At 54.9% G+C, this 14,723-nt stretch carries 16 protein-coding genes; 10 read left to right on the forward strand and 6 right to left on the reverse strand.

Annotated elements, in window-relative coordinates; translation table 11 throughout:
- The first annotated feature begins 198 nt into the window (after positions 1-198).
- Positions 199-894: an L-ribulose-5-phosphate 4-epimerase gene (gene araD / locus ACLBVC_RS09970; RefSeq protein WP_410149473.1), complete on the forward strand. Its 696-nt coding sequence runs from the start codon at positions 199-201 to the stop codon at positions 892-894.
- Positions 895-927: 33 nt separating this feature from the next.
- Here the strand turns inward: araD and ACLBVC_RS09975 are convergent, their stop codons facing one another.
- The 3 genes from ACLBVC_RS09975 to ACLBVC_RS09985 form a co-directional block, all read right to left on the reverse strand.
- Entirely contained in the window at positions 928-1,671 is a 744-nt protein-coding gene (locus ACLBVC_RS09975; RefSeq protein WP_410149474.1) for a DeoR family transcriptional regulator, read from the reverse strand.
- Positions 1,672-1,734: 63 nt separating this feature from the next.
- Entirely contained in the window at positions 1,735-4,167 is a 2,433-nt protein-coding gene (locus ACLBVC_RS09980) for a formate C-acetyltransferase/glycerol dehydratase family glycyl radical enzyme (protein WP_410149475.1), read from the reverse strand.
- Positions 4,168-4,172: 5 nt separating this feature from the next.
- The gene (locus tag ACLBVC_RS09985) at positions 4,173-5,072 is read right to left on the reverse strand and encodes a glycyl-radical enzyme activating protein (protein WP_410149476.1); all 900 of its coding nucleotides are present in this window, start codon (positions 5,070-5,072) and stop codon (positions 4,173-4,175) included.
- Between the two features lie 141 nt (positions 5,073-5,213).
- On the opposite strand from ACLBVC_RS09985, the gene fsa reads away from it, so the two are divergent.
- Positions 5,214-5,879, forward strand: coding sequence for a fructose-6-phosphate aldolase (fsa, locus tag ACLBVC_RS09990; protein WP_410149477.1), 666 nt, complete (start codon positions 5,214-5,216; stop codon positions 5,877-5,879).
- Positions 5,880-6,126: 247 nt separating this feature from the next.
- Positions 6,127-7,125 (forward strand): 2-keto-3-deoxygluconate transporter, encoded by a 999-nt coding sequence (gene kdgT, locus ACLBVC_RS09995; RefSeq protein ID WP_195812549.1) that lies wholly within the window; start codon positions 6,127-6,129, stop codon positions 7,123-7,125.
- A 397-nt stretch (positions 7,126-7,522) separates the two neighbouring features.
- On the opposite strand, the gene ACLBVC_RS10000 is transcribed toward kdgT, so the two are convergent.
- From ACLBVC_RS10000 to flgA, 3 genes are all read right to left on the reverse strand, one after another.
- Positions 7,523-7,960 carry a flagella synthesis protein FlgN gene (locus tag ACLBVC_RS10000; RefSeq protein WP_152326910.1) on the reverse strand — a complete coding sequence of 146 codons (438 nt, stop codon included), beginning with the start codon at positions 7,958-7,960 and terminating at the stop codon, positions 7,523-7,525.
- A gap of 49 nt (positions 7,961-8,009) precedes the next feature.
- Positions 8,010-8,312, reverse strand: coding sequence for a flagellar biosynthesis anti-sigma factor FlgM (flgM, locus tag ACLBVC_RS10005; RefSeq protein ID WP_410149478.1), 303 nt, complete (start codon positions 8,310-8,312; stop codon positions 8,010-8,012).
- Between the two features lie 157 nt (positions 8,313-8,469).
- Entirely contained in the window at positions 8,470-9,195 is a 726-nt protein-coding gene (gene flgA, locus ACLBVC_RS10010) for a flagellar basal body P-ring formation chaperone FlgA (protein ID WP_410149479.1), read from the reverse strand.
- A gap of 177 nt (positions 9,196-9,372) precedes the next feature.
- Between flgA and flgB the strand changes: the two genes are divergently transcribed.
- The 7 genes from flgB to ACLBVC_RS10045 all read left to right on the forward strand — a co-directional run bounded on the left by flgB (position 9,373) and on the right by ACLBVC_RS10045 (position 14,722).
- Positions 9,373-9,783 carry a flagellar basal body rod protein FlgB gene (gene flgB, locus ACLBVC_RS10015; RefSeq protein WP_104922288.1) on the forward strand — a complete coding sequence of 137 codons (411 nt, stop codon included), beginning with the start codon at positions 9,373-9,375 and terminating at the stop codon, positions 9,781-9,783.
- Between the two features lie 5 nt (positions 9,784-9,788).
- Positions 9,789-10,193, forward strand: coding sequence for a flagellar basal body rod protein FlgC (gene flgC, locus ACLBVC_RS10020; RefSeq protein WP_152326913.1), 405 nt, complete (start codon positions 9,789-9,791; stop codon positions 10,191-10,193).
- 11 nt (positions 10,194-10,204) lie between these two features.
- Positions 10,205-10,906, forward strand: a complete 702-nt coding sequence (gene flgD / locus ACLBVC_RS10025; protein WP_152326914.1) for a flagellar hook assembly protein FlgD — start codon at positions 10,205-10,207, stop codon at positions 10,904-10,906.
- A 153-nt stretch (positions 10,907-11,059) separates the two neighbouring features.
- Complete coding sequence (gene flgE, locus ACLBVC_RS10030; protein ID WP_410149480.1) at positions 11,060-12,301, forward strand: flagellar hook protein FlgE; 1,242 nt, start codon at positions 11,060-11,062, stop codon at positions 12,299-12,301.
- A 27-nt stretch (positions 12,302-12,328) separates the two neighbouring features.
- Complete coding sequence (locus ACLBVC_RS10035; protein WP_410149481.1) at positions 12,329-13,084, forward strand: flagellar basal body rod protein FlgF; 756 nt, start codon at positions 12,329-12,331, stop codon at positions 13,082-13,084.
- Positions 13,085-13,105: 21 nt separating this feature from the next.
- The gene (gene flgG / locus ACLBVC_RS10040) at positions 13,106-13,888 is read left to right on the forward strand and encodes a flagellar basal-body rod protein FlgG (RefSeq protein WP_104922283.1); all 783 of its coding nucleotides are present in this window, start codon (positions 13,106-13,108) and stop codon (positions 13,886-13,888) included.
- 129 nt (positions 13,889-14,017) lie between these two features.
- Positions 14,018-14,722 carry a flagellar basal body L-ring protein FlgH gene (locus ACLBVC_RS10045; protein ID WP_410149689.1) on the forward strand — a complete coding sequence of 235 codons (705 nt, stop codon included), beginning with the start codon at positions 14,018-14,020 and terminating at the stop codon, positions 14,720-14,722.
- The last annotated feature ends 1 nt before the right edge of the window (position 14,723 follow it).

Genomic DNA, 14,723 nt, shown 5'->3' on the forward strand with positions numbered 1-14,723 from the left:
TGAATAATCTTAATTCACCATCAAGCCGCACTCTCACCACACAATTAACTAAAGCATCGCACCTGAGCGCCCTGAATGCGGTATAAACGGGCACTTTCGCGTTTGCAGCAGATCCGTACGCACTCTTTAGCTATTTGTCCCATACCGGCACCCGCCCGCCGACCAGACAATAAAGCATCGACAGATGAGGAAACCGAGATGCTTAAACAACTGAAACAGCAGGTACTGGAGGCCAACCTGGCACTGCCGCGCCATAATCTGGTGACCTTTACATGGGGAAATGTCAGCGCCGTGGATCGCCAGCAGGGGCTCGTTGTCATCAAACCGTCGGGCGTGGAATACGATCATATGGCCGTCGATGACATGGTGGTGGTGGAGCTGGAAACCGGGAAAATTGTGGAAGGCAGCAAGAAACCGTCTTCTGATACCGATACGCACCGCGTGCTCTACCTCAACTTCCCGCAGGCGGGCGGCATTGTGCATACCCATTCCCGCCATGCGACCATCTGGGCACAGGCCGGGATTGATATTCCGGCCTGGGGCACCACACATGCGGATTATTTTTACGGCAACATTCCCTGCACCCGCTTAATGACCGAAGCCGAAATCGCCGGGCGCTACGAGTGGGAAACCGGCGAAGTGATCGTTAAAACGTTCGCGGAACGTAACCTCGATCCGGCGGATATTCCGGCGGTGCTGGTGCATTCGCACGGGCCTTTTGCCTGGGGGAAAGATGCCGATAACGCCGTACACAACGCGGTGGTGCTGGAAGAAATCGCCTACATGGGCATTTTCTCCCGCCAGTTAACGCCGCAGCTGCCGGACATGCAGCCACAGCTTCTGGATAAACATTATCTGCGTAAGCACGGCAAGAATGCCTACTATGGGCAGTAATCCGCGTCGTACCTGGAAAATCACATGAAGAAGTCAGCCGACGAGGCTGACTTTTATGCCTGAGTTGGTCAGTTGCTGGCAGAACGTTTCGGGCAGAGCTTCGTCAGTAATGACATGACTGAAAGCGCTGACCGGGCCGAGCGGATTGAGATTGATCTGGCCAAATTTCGAGGAATCCGTCAGGACGATGTTTTCCGCGCCTTTCGCCACGACCGTATTCACCACGTCGGCACGCAACATGTCACGGCCGGTAAAACCGGTGATGTCAGTAAATCCGTCAATCCCGATAAAGGCTTTGCTGAAATTCATCTGCTGCAAACACAATCTTGTGAGCGGGCCGACCACCGTCTGGCTGGTCTTCTGGTACATTCCGCCGAGCAGCACCACGTCACACGGCATACTTTTCAGTAACGACGCCACATAACTGCTGACAGTGATCACCGTGAGATTCTTTTTGTCCGCCAGATATTGCGCCAGCAGGGCAATGCTGCTGCCGCTTTCGAAAAATACTGTTTCGCCATCCCGGATTAACGACGCCGCGAATTTTGCCAGTTTTTGCTTCTGTGCGAAGTTCGACATCATTCGGGTATCGACATCATCCGTCTGGATCGCAACGGCAAAACCGTGCGCACGGCGCAGATAATGGCGTTGCTCCAGCTGATTAAGATCGTGACGGATCGTCACTTCTGAAACCTGACAAATCTGCGACAGCTCGCTCACGCTGATCCGCTGTTTATCGTTTACCCATTGCAAAATGACTTGCTGTCTGTCGTTCATAAGTGCCCAAAAATACGGGCAGCGCAGGCTGCCCGTCAGCTGAAGTGAAATCTGTTTCGAAGATTACAACGTATGTTCCGTCCGCGCGATAATATCATCTTGCGCTTCCGGCGATAAAGCGGTGAAGAATGCCGAATAACCGGCCACGCGCACCACCAGATCCCGGTAGTTTTGCGGTTCCTCGCGCGCTTTGAGCAACGTCTCGCGGGACACAATATTGTACTGCACGTGCCAGCCTTTATGGTCCTCAAAGAACGTCCGCAGCATCAGCATCAGCGTCTGGCGGTCGGTTTCATTTTCCAGCGATGCCGGATTGAGTTTCTGATTCAGCAGCACGCCGCCGAGGATAGCCTCGGTCGGTAATTTCCCCAGCGAGTTAAACACCGCCGTGGGCCCAAGATGGTCTGTGCCGGATGCCGGGCTCGCGCCTTCGGCCAGCGGCGTGAACGCTTTACGCCCGTCCGGTGTCGCCGTGGTCGCCGCGCCAAACGGCACGTTAGCGGAAATCGACGAGGTCCCGGCGTAGTACGTTCCGCCAATCGGGCCGCGTCCGAAACGCGTGTTGTGATAATTCGACAGCTCGTCGATGTAGCACTGATAGGCGCGTACCAGAAGATTATCCACGCCGTCATGGTCGTTGCCGTACTTATCCGCGCCGTTGATCAGCCGCTGACGTAAACGCTCGCCGTCCAGCCCGTCGTAGTCGGAAGCCAGCGCATCCGCCAGTTCCTGCTGCCCGATGGAACCCTGCTCGAAGACCAGTTTTTTGACCGCCGCCAGACTGTTGCCGAGATTGGCAATCCCGACCTGTAAGCCGGAAACCCAGTCGTATTTCGCGCCGCCTTGCTTGATGGTTTTGCCGCGCTCAATACAGTCATCGACCAGCGCAGAGCACAAAATATCCTGTGCGTTTTCTTCCAGAACGGTATCGACGACGCATTCGATTTCGATCGATTTACGCGTGTAGTAGCGGATTTGCTCATCCCACTGCGCGAAAACCTGCTCAAAGTTTTCAAAGTTGCCTTTAGACAGCCCGCGTTCCTGTGGCAGAAATTGCGTATGGCTTTTGACGTCCTGCCCCTGTTCCAGCGCGGCCAGCATAACGCGGGCAAAGTTGATGAAACTCATGCCGGTGCAGCGGTAGCCCCATTTCCCGCCGACGGCGGTTTCGATGCAGCCGATGGCGGCGTAATCGTAAGCATCTTCTTTCTCAACACCGAGTTTGATGAATTCAGGGATGACAATTTCATCGTTGTTAAATGCGGGCATCCCGAAACCGCAGCGGATCACCTGCACGCAGGCATCCAGAAAATCGCTGCTCATCCCCGCGTGATAACGCACGCTGAGGTTTGGCTGCGTGGAACGCAGTTGACCGCAGGATTCCAGAATGGCGTAGGAGAGCGGGTTAACCGCGTCGGACGCCACGCCGTGATGCAGTTTCTGACCGCCGATGGTGACGTTCTGATACAACGGGCTGCCCGCCGATGCTTTGGAGTGCGTGCCGGAGCGGATCTTGTTCACTTCCAGCAGTTTCAGCCAGCAGCTTTGCAGCAGCTCAACGGCGTGGCCGCGCTCCAGCGTTTGCTCAAGTTCGACGTCACGGCGATAGAACGGATAGAGATATTGATCCATGCGGCCAAATGAAACGGAGTGTCCGTTGGATTCGATCTGCAAAATCAGCTGGATGAAATAGCATAACTGCAACGCCTGCCAGAAGCTGACCGGAGGCTGATGGGCAATCGCGTGGCAGTTCGCGGCAATCGCCAGCAGCTCATCGCGACGGTTCTCACGCGGCTCGGCGGCGGCCATTTCCTGCGCCAGATTAGCGAAACGAATAATGTGATCGCTGACGGCGGACAGCGTGATATCAATAGCTTTCAGCAGTTGCTCTTTATGCAAATCTTCCCAGTCGGTCAGATTAATGCGGCTGCGGCGTTCATGGACTTTATGGCGTAATCCGTCCAGCCCCAGTTCGAGCAGCAGCGGGAAATTCACCGCCAGATGGGCATCGCCGGATGTCATATTGCCTTCGGCTTTGACGATGCCGCTGTCGAGCAGCGCTTTCTGCTCATCGGTAAACATGCCGTAGCAACGATCCTGCACCGTCTGCCCGCGCCACCACGGGCAAATTTCGTGCAGGACATTCTTATTCTTTTCACTCACCGCGAAACCGGCTCCCGGCCGGTCGGCCAGCGCATCAATTTCTTTTTCAATCCAGCCGACGGTGTATTCAGGAAAAATCGGCGCGGCACGTACTTCGCTGGCCTGATTCCCGACGATCAGCTCGTCATGTTTGATCCAGACAGTCCGCTTCCTGAGATGTTCAGCCAGTGCCAGCGCGCGGCGGACGACCAGCGCTTTATCCGCCTGTTGCTGATAAATCTGCGTGTAGTGCTGTGCACGTTCGGTACACACCGGCGGTTTCACGATGTGGATCAGTGCTTCTTTATGAGCACGGATGCGGGCGGAGAGGGTATTCAGATTCAATGTCGTCATTATTTTTATCCTCTTAACTGGGCACAAAGACCTTTTTCGGCGGCGTACTCTTCGGCAAATGCCAGCAGATCCGGGTCATTTAATGGCTGGCGCGGGGCCAGATAGGGTTCGCCGAGCAGGACATATTTATTGATGCCCAGCGTGTGATAGGGCAAAAAGTGGATGGCTTCGCAACCGGTTTCTGCCGCGGCGAAATCCACAATCTGGCGGATGGACGCCCGGTCAGCGTTGAAATCGGGGATCAGCGGGACACGGACAATCAGCTTCTGACCGGCCGCCGCCAGACGGCGGAAATTGTCCATCACCCGTTTTGCCGAGCCACCGGTCAGGCGTCTGAACGGCGCATCGGCGACGTGTTTTAAATCCGCCAGTAGCAAATCTAACGCACCGAGAGAAGGCTCGATATATTTCCAGGGAACATGCAGACAACTTTCTACCGCCGTATGCAAACCCTCGTGGTGACAGCGTTGCAGCAGATTCAGCGCTGTCTGTGGTTGCATAAAAGGCTCGCCGCCGGAAAGCGTAACGCCGCCGCCGGTGCGCTGATAAAACGGTTTATCACGCAGGATTTGCTGCATCAGGCTTTCCATATCCGTGTCTTCGCCGCAAACGCTCAGCGCACCGGACGGGCAAACCTGTTCCATCTGACATAAATCTTGCGCAGAGAACGCCTCACGATGCAGGCTGAACCCGCCATTTTCTGCAGTCACCGCACGGGGAAATACCTGCGCACAGTGCTGACACCCGGCGGTACACAACCGCGAATCAAACAGCACGTCGGGTTTCTCTGAACGGCTTTCCGGGTTCTGGCACCAGGTGCAACTCAGTGAGCAGCCCTTGAGAAAAACGACCGTGCGGATCCCCGGCCCGTCATGGGTGGAATAACGTTGCACATTAAAAATCATCGCGGCGCTCCCTTATTTTCTTCTTTCGTAATTTATATGCTTTCATTCGAAAGTCATTTTGATGGCGATCAATAAACCCGCCGCTTGCAGGGGTACACTCTTCGATACTTTGCATTCGCTCACAGGTTTAAGGAGAAAGTTATGGAGCTGTATCTCGATACTGCCGATGTTGTTGCGGTGAAACGTCTTTCGCGCATTCTGCCGTTGCAGGGGGTCACGACGAATCCGAGCATTGTGGCGAAAGAAGGAAAATCACTCTGGGAAGTGTTGCCTGCACTGCGTGATGCCCTCGGCGGAACCGGGAAATTATTTGCCCAAGTGATGGCAGCGGATGCAGAACAGATGATCGCCGAAGCCCTGCTACTGTCGCAGCGGGTGCCCGGTTTAGTGGTGAAAATCCCCGTCACGGCGGAAGGGCTGGCGGCGATTAAGGCTTTAAGAAGCATGAATATTCCGACGCTCGGCACGGCTGTTTACGGCGCAGGTCAGGGGCTCTTATCCGCGCTGGCGGGTGCCGAATACGTGGCACCTTACGTGAACCGTCTGGACGCGCAGGGCGGCGACGGCATTGCGACGGTCAGAGAATTACAGACGCTGCTGAGCCTGCATGCGCCGCACTCAAAGGTGCTGGCGGCCAGTTTCAGAACGCCTCGTCAGGCGGTGGATTGCCTGCTGGCGGGCTGTCAGTCAATTACGTTACCGATAGATGTCGCTGAACAACTTCTCGGCACGCCAGCGGTTCAGGCGGCAGTACAAAAGTTTGACGCCGACTGGCAGCAGGCTTTCGGCACGACGTCCATAAGCTAAAAATCCCCGCTATTTCAGAAACCCGCACAGGCAACTGCTGCGGGTTTTTTGTTTTTGTGCCGTAGAAAAATCCGAATTTGTGATTTCGCGCCGAAATTAAATATTGACGAGAATTTTTATTAAAACTACCAATCTAAAAAATAGAAACATCGTTTCAATTTATGAGTTGAATCACTTTTATCACCCTGAGAAATGGATAACGTAGCGACATTCTCAAGTCCGTTACTTTTAAATCAGGTGAAAAATAATGCACATTAAACGAGCGATAGAAAAAATCCCTGGCGGGATGATGTTAGTGCCTCTCTTCATCGGTGCGCTGTGTCATACCTTTGCGCCTGATTCCGGTAAGTATTTTGGCTCCTTCACCAACGGTCTGATCACCGGTACGGTGCCGATTTTGGCCGTCTGGTTCTTCTGCATGGGGGCATCGATCAAACTGAGCGCCACCGGAACGGTTCTGCGTAAATCCGGCACGCTGGTGGTCACAAAAATTGCTGTCGCCTGGATTGTCGCGGCAGTGGCTTCGCGCTTTATGCCGGAAAACGGCGTCGAGTTTGGTTTCTTCGCCGGGTTATCCGTTCTGGCGCTGGTCGCGTCCATGGACATGACCAACGGCGGGTTGTACGCCTCGGTCATGCAGCAATACGGTACAAAAGAAGAGGCGGGCGCATTTGTGCTGATGTCTCTGGAGTCCGGCCCGCTGATGACCATGATCATCCTCGGTACGGCGGGCATTGCCTCGTTTGAACCGCACGTTTTCGTCGGTGCCGTCCTGCCATTCCTGATTGGATTTGGTCTAGGGAATCTTGACCCGGAATTACGCGAATTCTTCAGCAAAGCCGTTCAGACGCTGATCCCATTCTTCGCATTCGCACTGGGTAACACCATCAACCTGAGCGTCATCGCACAAACCGGTTTGCTGGGTGTGATGCTGGGCGTCTCAGTGATTATCCTGACCGGTATTCCGCTGATTCTGGCCGATAAATTCATCGGCGGCGGTGATGGTACTGCAGGGATTGCCGCCTCCAGTTCCGCCGGTGCCGCGGTTGCCACGCCGGTATTGATCGCCGAAATGGTGCCACAGTTCAAACCTGTCGCCCCGGCCGCCACGGCGCTGGTCGCCACGTCAGTGATTGTCACCTCGATACTGGTGCCGATTCTGACCGCGATGTGGTCGCGGAGAGTGAAGAATAAAGCGGTGAAAGGCAAAGTGGCGATGGATCCGCCGATGGCGAGTGTGAAGTAGGCTGAACATGAGGCGGTGTTCAATCACGCCAGTCATACATGCAGAAATGTGGGAATTTTGGTTTGATTGCAGATGCCGCTGCAAGGGCGGCAAAATATTAAAATGAGGATGACCGGGAAAGTTTCGGTTTTTCAATAACTGCGATCACTTAACTCCCTGCACCGAAACCGACCAAAAGAGGGAAGTGCTTTCTCTCTTTTGGATTTCGCCCCACTTATTTCAACACGCGCTACCGCGCAGTGAAAGAGCCCGGGATTCTCAAGGGGCGCGGCGACAGGCGCTCCCTGAGGCCGGTTTGGGTGGCAATCCAATGTCTTGATTTATGAGATGCGGTCACTGCAATTAAGAAACCGAAATCTGCTCATTCTGAGCAAGGAGGAAACGTGCCCGTTTCGGTCTAAACGGAAATCTTCCTGACGGTTTGACCGGATACAGTTTCCTGCCCGTTCGGCCCGTAGAATTTTTGCGTCTGGCTGGCGTTGAGAATAGCCAAAGCCTCGGTGTTATAGGCAATTTGTTTACCCAGCAACATACCGTTATGACGATTTATCTGACTCAACTTCGTGGTCAGTTGCACCACCTCTTTCCACATCGCGGCGATTTCCGGCTGACGGGAATAGGGGGCGGATTGTTTCAGGCGTTCATCATGCTGACGACGCTGTTTATCAAGATAGTCTACCGTAGCGAGCAATGAGCTCTTTTGCTCGGTGATATGCTGCAGGGCCGCTCCGTTCACGCGGCCTGAGCACAGTATCGTTTGTTCGTGATTAATCACTTGATCCAGCGCTTGCAACGTTTCAACCAAGGTAGTCATGGACTTGATAAAATTCTTCATCGGGCCTTATTACCTTCCAACTTTTTTGTCACTAAGCCGGTTCTGCGACTTAAAGACCTTTGAGATAATCTTGCGTGTCTTTCAACAGAGCATCGGCAATTTTGCCGGTATCCATGGTCAGTTTGCCATCGCGGATAGCCTGTTTCAGTTCGTCGACACGTGCCGTGTTGATGTCCTGTGCACTTGACTGAGTCAGAGACGCTTGCGCTGAGCTCAGGGTTACCGCCGTACCGCTGGTGGTGGTGCCAGAAACAGTGTCTTCTTTGCGCGTATTCTGAACAGAAGCTTCAGAAGGATCACGCTGCTGGATCGAAGTTAAAGGTGAAACACCTTGAGTACGATCGATAGCCATAAAAATATTCTCCGGTAAGGGTATTCAGGGCCTGTAATGTGACGCAAACCCCAAAAATGCCGTCGTGGGACGACTCTGATACGTTTGTTATCGACATGTGGCGAAATAACTTTAGCCTTAATTGCAGCTTTTTCTACGAATACGGTTGCAATTCAACCTAAATTGTCACTGTCACAGACCCATCTGAGCCCACTGTCCCGTTCACAATTACACCTGACGGCATTCTTATCCGCACGGATTCATTTGCTGCTGCATTGTTCATCGCCTTGCCGGCGCTGGACACGTTAAAACCACTGCCTGTCGCCTGTACCTGCACTTCCTGACCCGCACGCACCATCCACGGGCGGCGCAGCATCGACAATGTTAACGGCTGGCCGATGCTGATATTGCGCAGCGTGACACCGTTAATCGCCTGATTACTGTCAAGAATCGCTTTCGGCGGCAGCAGATCCAGACGCCCGTTTTTGGCTTCCAGATCCGTTTGCGCCAGATGCGCACCCGCAGGCACATTTTTCGCCGCCACCCAGTAATTTCCGCTCACCTGGACCTTGGTCTGCACATAACTTTTCTGACCGTTACAGTTCACCGCCACCGAGACATTTCCCCAGGTGCGGCTGTTGGACGAAAGCATAAATTGTGGCGATAAACACTGCGGCTGACGCGCGGCGGGTGTCATTACCACCACCTTCACCTGCATTCCACTGTCGGCATATTGCTGACGGAAGAACTGCTGGAGCTGCGAGGTCAGTAGTGTATCGCTATTGGCCGACGCAGGCACGCTTTTGGCTGGCGCATTTTGCGCAAAGCTGCTCCCGCCGGATGTCACACCCAGAAGAATGCAGCCCAGCGTAATGTTTAAACGTCTGAGTTTCAGCCTGTTCATACGCGATTTACCTTTGTGCCCGATGTGTCGGCGAAAAGTCTACTGGAGACAAGTCTACCCTCAGTTTGCAATTCCTAAAGGGACAAATAGCGGACGATTTTGCGCTTATTCAGACGATAGGTTGTTGACACCCGCATTTATGCTGTCAACTCCAAAATCTCACTTTGCGGAGGGCGCATGCTCGACAAATTGAACGCCGCACTACAGTTCCAACAGGAAGCGCTCAACCTGCGCGCCCAGCGGCAAGAAATACTTTCAGCCAATATCGCCAACGCCGATACCCCAGGGTATCAGGCGCGCGATATTGATTTCGCCAGTCAGTTGCAGAAAGTGATGGAGCAGGGCCGCGCCAGTGAAAGCGGCATGTCTTTGTCACTGACGTCTGACCGCCATATCGCGGCGTCAAACGTTTCACCCGCCGACATGGATTTGATGTACCGGATCCCTGATCAACCGTCAGCAGACGGTAACACGGTCGATATGGATCGTGAACGTACCAACTTTGCGGATAACAGCGTGCGCTATCAGACCGATTTGACCGTCCTGGGCGGCCAAATTAAAGGGATGATGTCGGTGCTGCAAGGATAAAACCTATGTCGATGCTCGGTATTTTTGATATCGCCGGTTCTGCGCTCGCCGCGCAGTCTCAGCGTCTGAACGTCAGCGCCAGTAACATGGCCAACGCCGACAGTGTGACTGGCCCGGATGGTCAGCCTTACAAGGCTAAACAGGTCGTGTTTCAGGTGAACGCCGCGCCGGGGCAGGAAACCGGCGGCGTGAAAGTGGCGCAGATCGTGGATGATCCGGCGCCGGTACGCATGGTGTACGAGCCCGGTAATCCGATGGCGGACGCGAAAGGGTATGTGCAGATGCCAAACGTAGATGTGGTCAGCGAAATGGTCAACACCATCTCGGCTTCCCGCAGTTATCAGGCCAACGTCGAGGTGCTCAACACCACTAAGTCGTTGATGATGAAAACTCTCACTCTGGGGCAATAGCGGAGCGAAATATGTCTATAACGACGTCGATTAATGACACCACTGATAACACAACGATCACCAGCACCGGCTCCAGCACGTCCACAACCGGAACCAGCTCGGCCGATGATCTCTCCAGTAGTTTCCTGACCCTGCTGGTCGCTCAGCTGAAAAACCAGGATCCCACCAATCCGATGGATAACAGCCAGCTCACCAGCCAACTGGCACAAATCAGCACCGTGAGCGGAATTGAAAAACTCAACACCACGCTGGGCGGCATCTCCGGACAAATCTCCAGCGGCACTTCCGTGCAGGCCAGTTCCCTGATTGGCCACGGTGTGATGGTTTCCGGCAGCGCGATCCTGGTAGGCAAAGACACCGACGGCACTGTCAGCACCACGCCATTCGGCTTCGAGCTGGAAACAGCGGCAAGCAGCGTCACCGCTACCGTCAGCGATTCCACCGGCAAAGTGGTGAAAACCCTCAGCCTGGGTTCACAGACTGCGGGCGTTCACAGCTACACCTGGGACGGCACGCAGGACGATGGCACTGCAGCACCGGATGGCAGCTACACCTTCAGCATCAATGCCCTGAACAACAGTCAGCAAATGGTGGCAACACCGCTGAACTATGCGCTGGTCAATGGTGTAACCAAAGATTCATCCGGGAATACCGCGTTGGATCTGGGCGTGCGTGGAACCGCAACTGTCGATTCTGTACGCCAGATTTTGTAAGAGAGTCACTCAGACCGCTCCCTCCCCTGCGAAGGGGAGGGTTGGGGTGGGGTTTTGCTGTCAACACGTTAGTCGTCAGCAAAATCCCCTCCCGGCCTCTCCCTTTGCAGGGGGAGGAGCTACAAACACTACACACAGTAAAATGGAGCTAACATGAGCTTTTCCCAAGCAGTCAGCGGCCTGAGCGCGGCATCGACCAACCTCGACGTGATTGGTAACAACATTGCCAACTCCGCCACCGTTGGTTTTAAGACAGCCACCGCCTCTTTTGCCGATATGTTCGCCGGTTCTCAGACCGGTATGGGCGTAAAAGTTGCCGCTGTTACACAGAACTTTAACGACGGTACCACCACCAACACCTCCCGCGGGCTGGATGTGGCACTGAGCGGTAACGGTTTCTTCCGTCTGACCGACAGCAGCGGTGCGGTTTACTACTCCCGCAATGGCCAGTTCTCTCTCGATGCTAACCGTAATCTGGTGAACATGCAGGGGCTGAGCGTGACCGGTTACCCGGCAACAGGCACACCGCCAACCATCGCGGCGGGCGCACAGCCTGTTGCACTGAGCGTCCCGACCACCATGATGAGCGCGAAAGCCACCACCGCGGCCACCATGGTTGCTAACCTGAACTCAACGGACAAAGTGCCAACCACTGCGACATTTAGCAGCAGCGATGACACCAGCTACAACTACGTCAATAGCATCACCACCTATGACTCACAGGGTAACGCGCACGATAACAACCTGTACTTCGTGAAAACCTCTGCGAACAACTGGGATGTGTATGCTCAGGACGGCAGCGTTTCAGGTTCAACCGCGGCCAAAATAGGTTCCCTGAAATACGATACCAGCGGCGCGCTGGTCAGCACCACTGACGCAACAGGCGCTGCCAACGCAGGTCTGGCACTGACATTGCCGATGAACACCGCCACCAACGGCACCGTGACCCCGCAAACCGTGTCTCTGGATTTCACCGGCAGTATCCAGCAGAGCACCGGCAGCGACAGCATCGGTTCCCAGAATCAGGATGGTTATGCAGCAGGTCAGATGACCGGCTACACCATCAATGACGACGGCACCATTTCCGGGACTTACTCCAACAACAAAACCCAGTTACTGGGACAAATTGTGCTGAGTAACTTCTCCAACCCTGAAGGTTTGAAATCTGAAGGCGATAACGTGTGGACGGCGACCTCTTCTTCAGGTCAGGCCGTGACCGGTATCGCCGGTCAGGGCGGTTTAGCGTCCATGACCAGTGGCGCGCTGGAATCTTCCAACGTCGATCTGAGTGCGGAGCTGGTCAACATGATCGTGGCTCAGCGTAACTATCAGTCGAATGCGCAGACCATCAAAACTCAGGACTCCATCCTGAACACGTTGGTTAACCTGCGCTAACGCGCGACTTAAAAACAGGGCAGCACTATGGATCGCGCTATCTACACCGCGAGCGGCGCAGCCAGCCAGACGCTGGTTCAGCAGTCGGTCACGTCAAGTAACCTGGCTAACGCCTCCACACCGGGCTTTCGCGCACAGCTTTTAGCCATGCGCGCTGTACCGGTGGATGGCGAAAGCCTGCAAACGCGTACGCTGGTCACGGCGTCCACACCGGGCGCTGACATGACGCAGGGGAAACTTAACTACACCGGCCGTCCGCTGGATGTGGCTTTACAGCAGGATGGTTTCCTGGCGGTGCAGATGCCTGATGGCACTGAAGCGTACACACGCAACGGCGACATGCAGGTCTCACCTACCAACCAGCTGACCATTCAGGGTCATCCGGTGATGGGGGATAACGGGCCAATCGAAGTTCCGCCGCAGTCTCAGCTCACGGTTTCTGCGGACGGGACCATTGCTGTCCTGGAAGCCGGCGCGGATCCCAACACCATGGGGCAGCTCGGCAAACTGAAACTGGTGAAGGCGGCTGGCAATGAAGTGACCCGCGGAGACGACGGCATGTTCCGTCCGACCGCCGCGACGGCGCAAGCCAGGGGCGCGACATTGCAGGCCGACACGACCATCCACGTCATGCCCGGAACACTCGAAGGCAGTAACGCGGATCCGGTTTCGACCATGGTTGACATGATAGCCAACGCACGCCGCTTTGAGATGCAGATGAAAGTCATCCACAGCGTCGATGAAAATGAACAGAGTGCCAACAATCTGCTGTCAATGAGCTGATGATGGCAGAGGAGTAATGACATGATCCCATCGCTATATATTGCGAAGACCGGGCTGGATGCCCAGCAGACCAACATGGATGTTATCGCCAACAACCTGGCGAACGTCAGCACCAACGGCTTCAAACGCCAGCGTGCGGTTTTCGAAGATTTGCTGTACCAGACAGTCCGTCAGCCGGGTGCGCAGTCTTCCGAACAGACGAACCTGCCTTCCGGTTTGCAAATCGGTACCGGTGTTCGTCCGGTATCGACCGAGCGTTTGTTCTCACAGGGCAACCTGTCGCAGACCAGCAACAGTAAAGACATCGCGATCAAAGGCGAAGGTTTCTTCCAGGTGCAACTGCCGGATGGCACCACCGCCTATACCCGCGACGGTTCTTTCCAGGTTGATCAGAACGGCCAGCTGGTCACTTCCAGCGGCTACCAGATCATCCCAGCGATCACCGTTCCGGCAAATGCCCTGAGCATGACCGTCGGTCGTGACGGGATCGTCAGCGTGACAGTGCAAGGGCAGACCGCCGCACAGCAGGTCGGCCAGCTGACACTGAGCACCTTCATCAACAACAGCGGCCTGGAATCTATGGGTGAAAACCTGTACCAGGAAACCCAAAGTTCCGGTGCACCAACAGACAGCACGCCGGGTCTGAACGGTGCCGGCCTGTTGTATCAGGGTTATGTCGAAACCTCCAACGTCAACGTGGCGGAAGAGCTGGTCAACATGATCCAAACGCAGCGTGCTTACGAAATCAACAGTAAAGCGGTGTCCACGTCGGACGAAATGCTGCAAAAACTTTCGCAGCTGTAAGTTTTTTGTGGTTGTAAGAAAAATAAGAGGGCAGGGGCAAATTTGCTCCTGCCCTGAACCGGTTCAGATCCCTACCAGGTCGATTTTTTTAAGGCGATAACTGTGGTGACCAAAAAAATAACGTCGGCAATGACTTCTTATACAGACCGACCAGGCAAGCTGGTGCTGCCGCTGTTAGTTACGTTACTGGCGAATGGATGCGCGTATATGCCCCATACTCCGCTGGTACCCGGCGCAACCTCAGCCGCTCCTGCACCCGCCGCGCCGCCGGTTCCCAACGGTTCGATTTTCCAGTCCGTTCAGCCGATGAACTATGGTTATCAGCCTCTGTTTGAAGACCGCCGACCGCGCAATATCGGCGATACGCTGACCATCGTCTTGCAGGAAAACGTGAGTGCGAGCAAAAGCTCCTCCGCCAACGCCAGCCGCAACGGGTCAACCACCTTTGGTGCTGCCACCGCACCCCGCTATCTGGAAGGTCTGTTCGGCAATGCGCGCGCCGACCTCGACATGACCGGTGCCAACACCTTCGCCGGGAAAGGCGGCGCGGCGGCCAACAACACCTTCAGCGGCACGCTGACCGTGACCGTGGCGGAAGTGCTGGCTAACGGCAACCTGAAAGTTGTCGGTGAAAAACAAATTGAGATTAATCAGGGAACCGAATTTATCCGGTTCTCCGGTGTGGTCAACCCACGCACCATCAGCGGTGCCAACGCCGTTATCTCCACGCAAGTGGCTGATGCGCGCATCGAATACGTGGGCAACGGCTACATCAATGAAGCGCAGAACATGGGCTGGTTGCAGCGGTTCTTCCTAAACTTATCGCCGTTATAAC

Source organism: Rahnella selenatireducens (assembly GCF_046449555.1).
GTDB classification, from domain to species: Bacteria; Pseudomonadota; Gammaproteobacteria; order Enterobacterales; family Enterobacteriaceae; genus Rahnella; species Rahnella selenatireducens.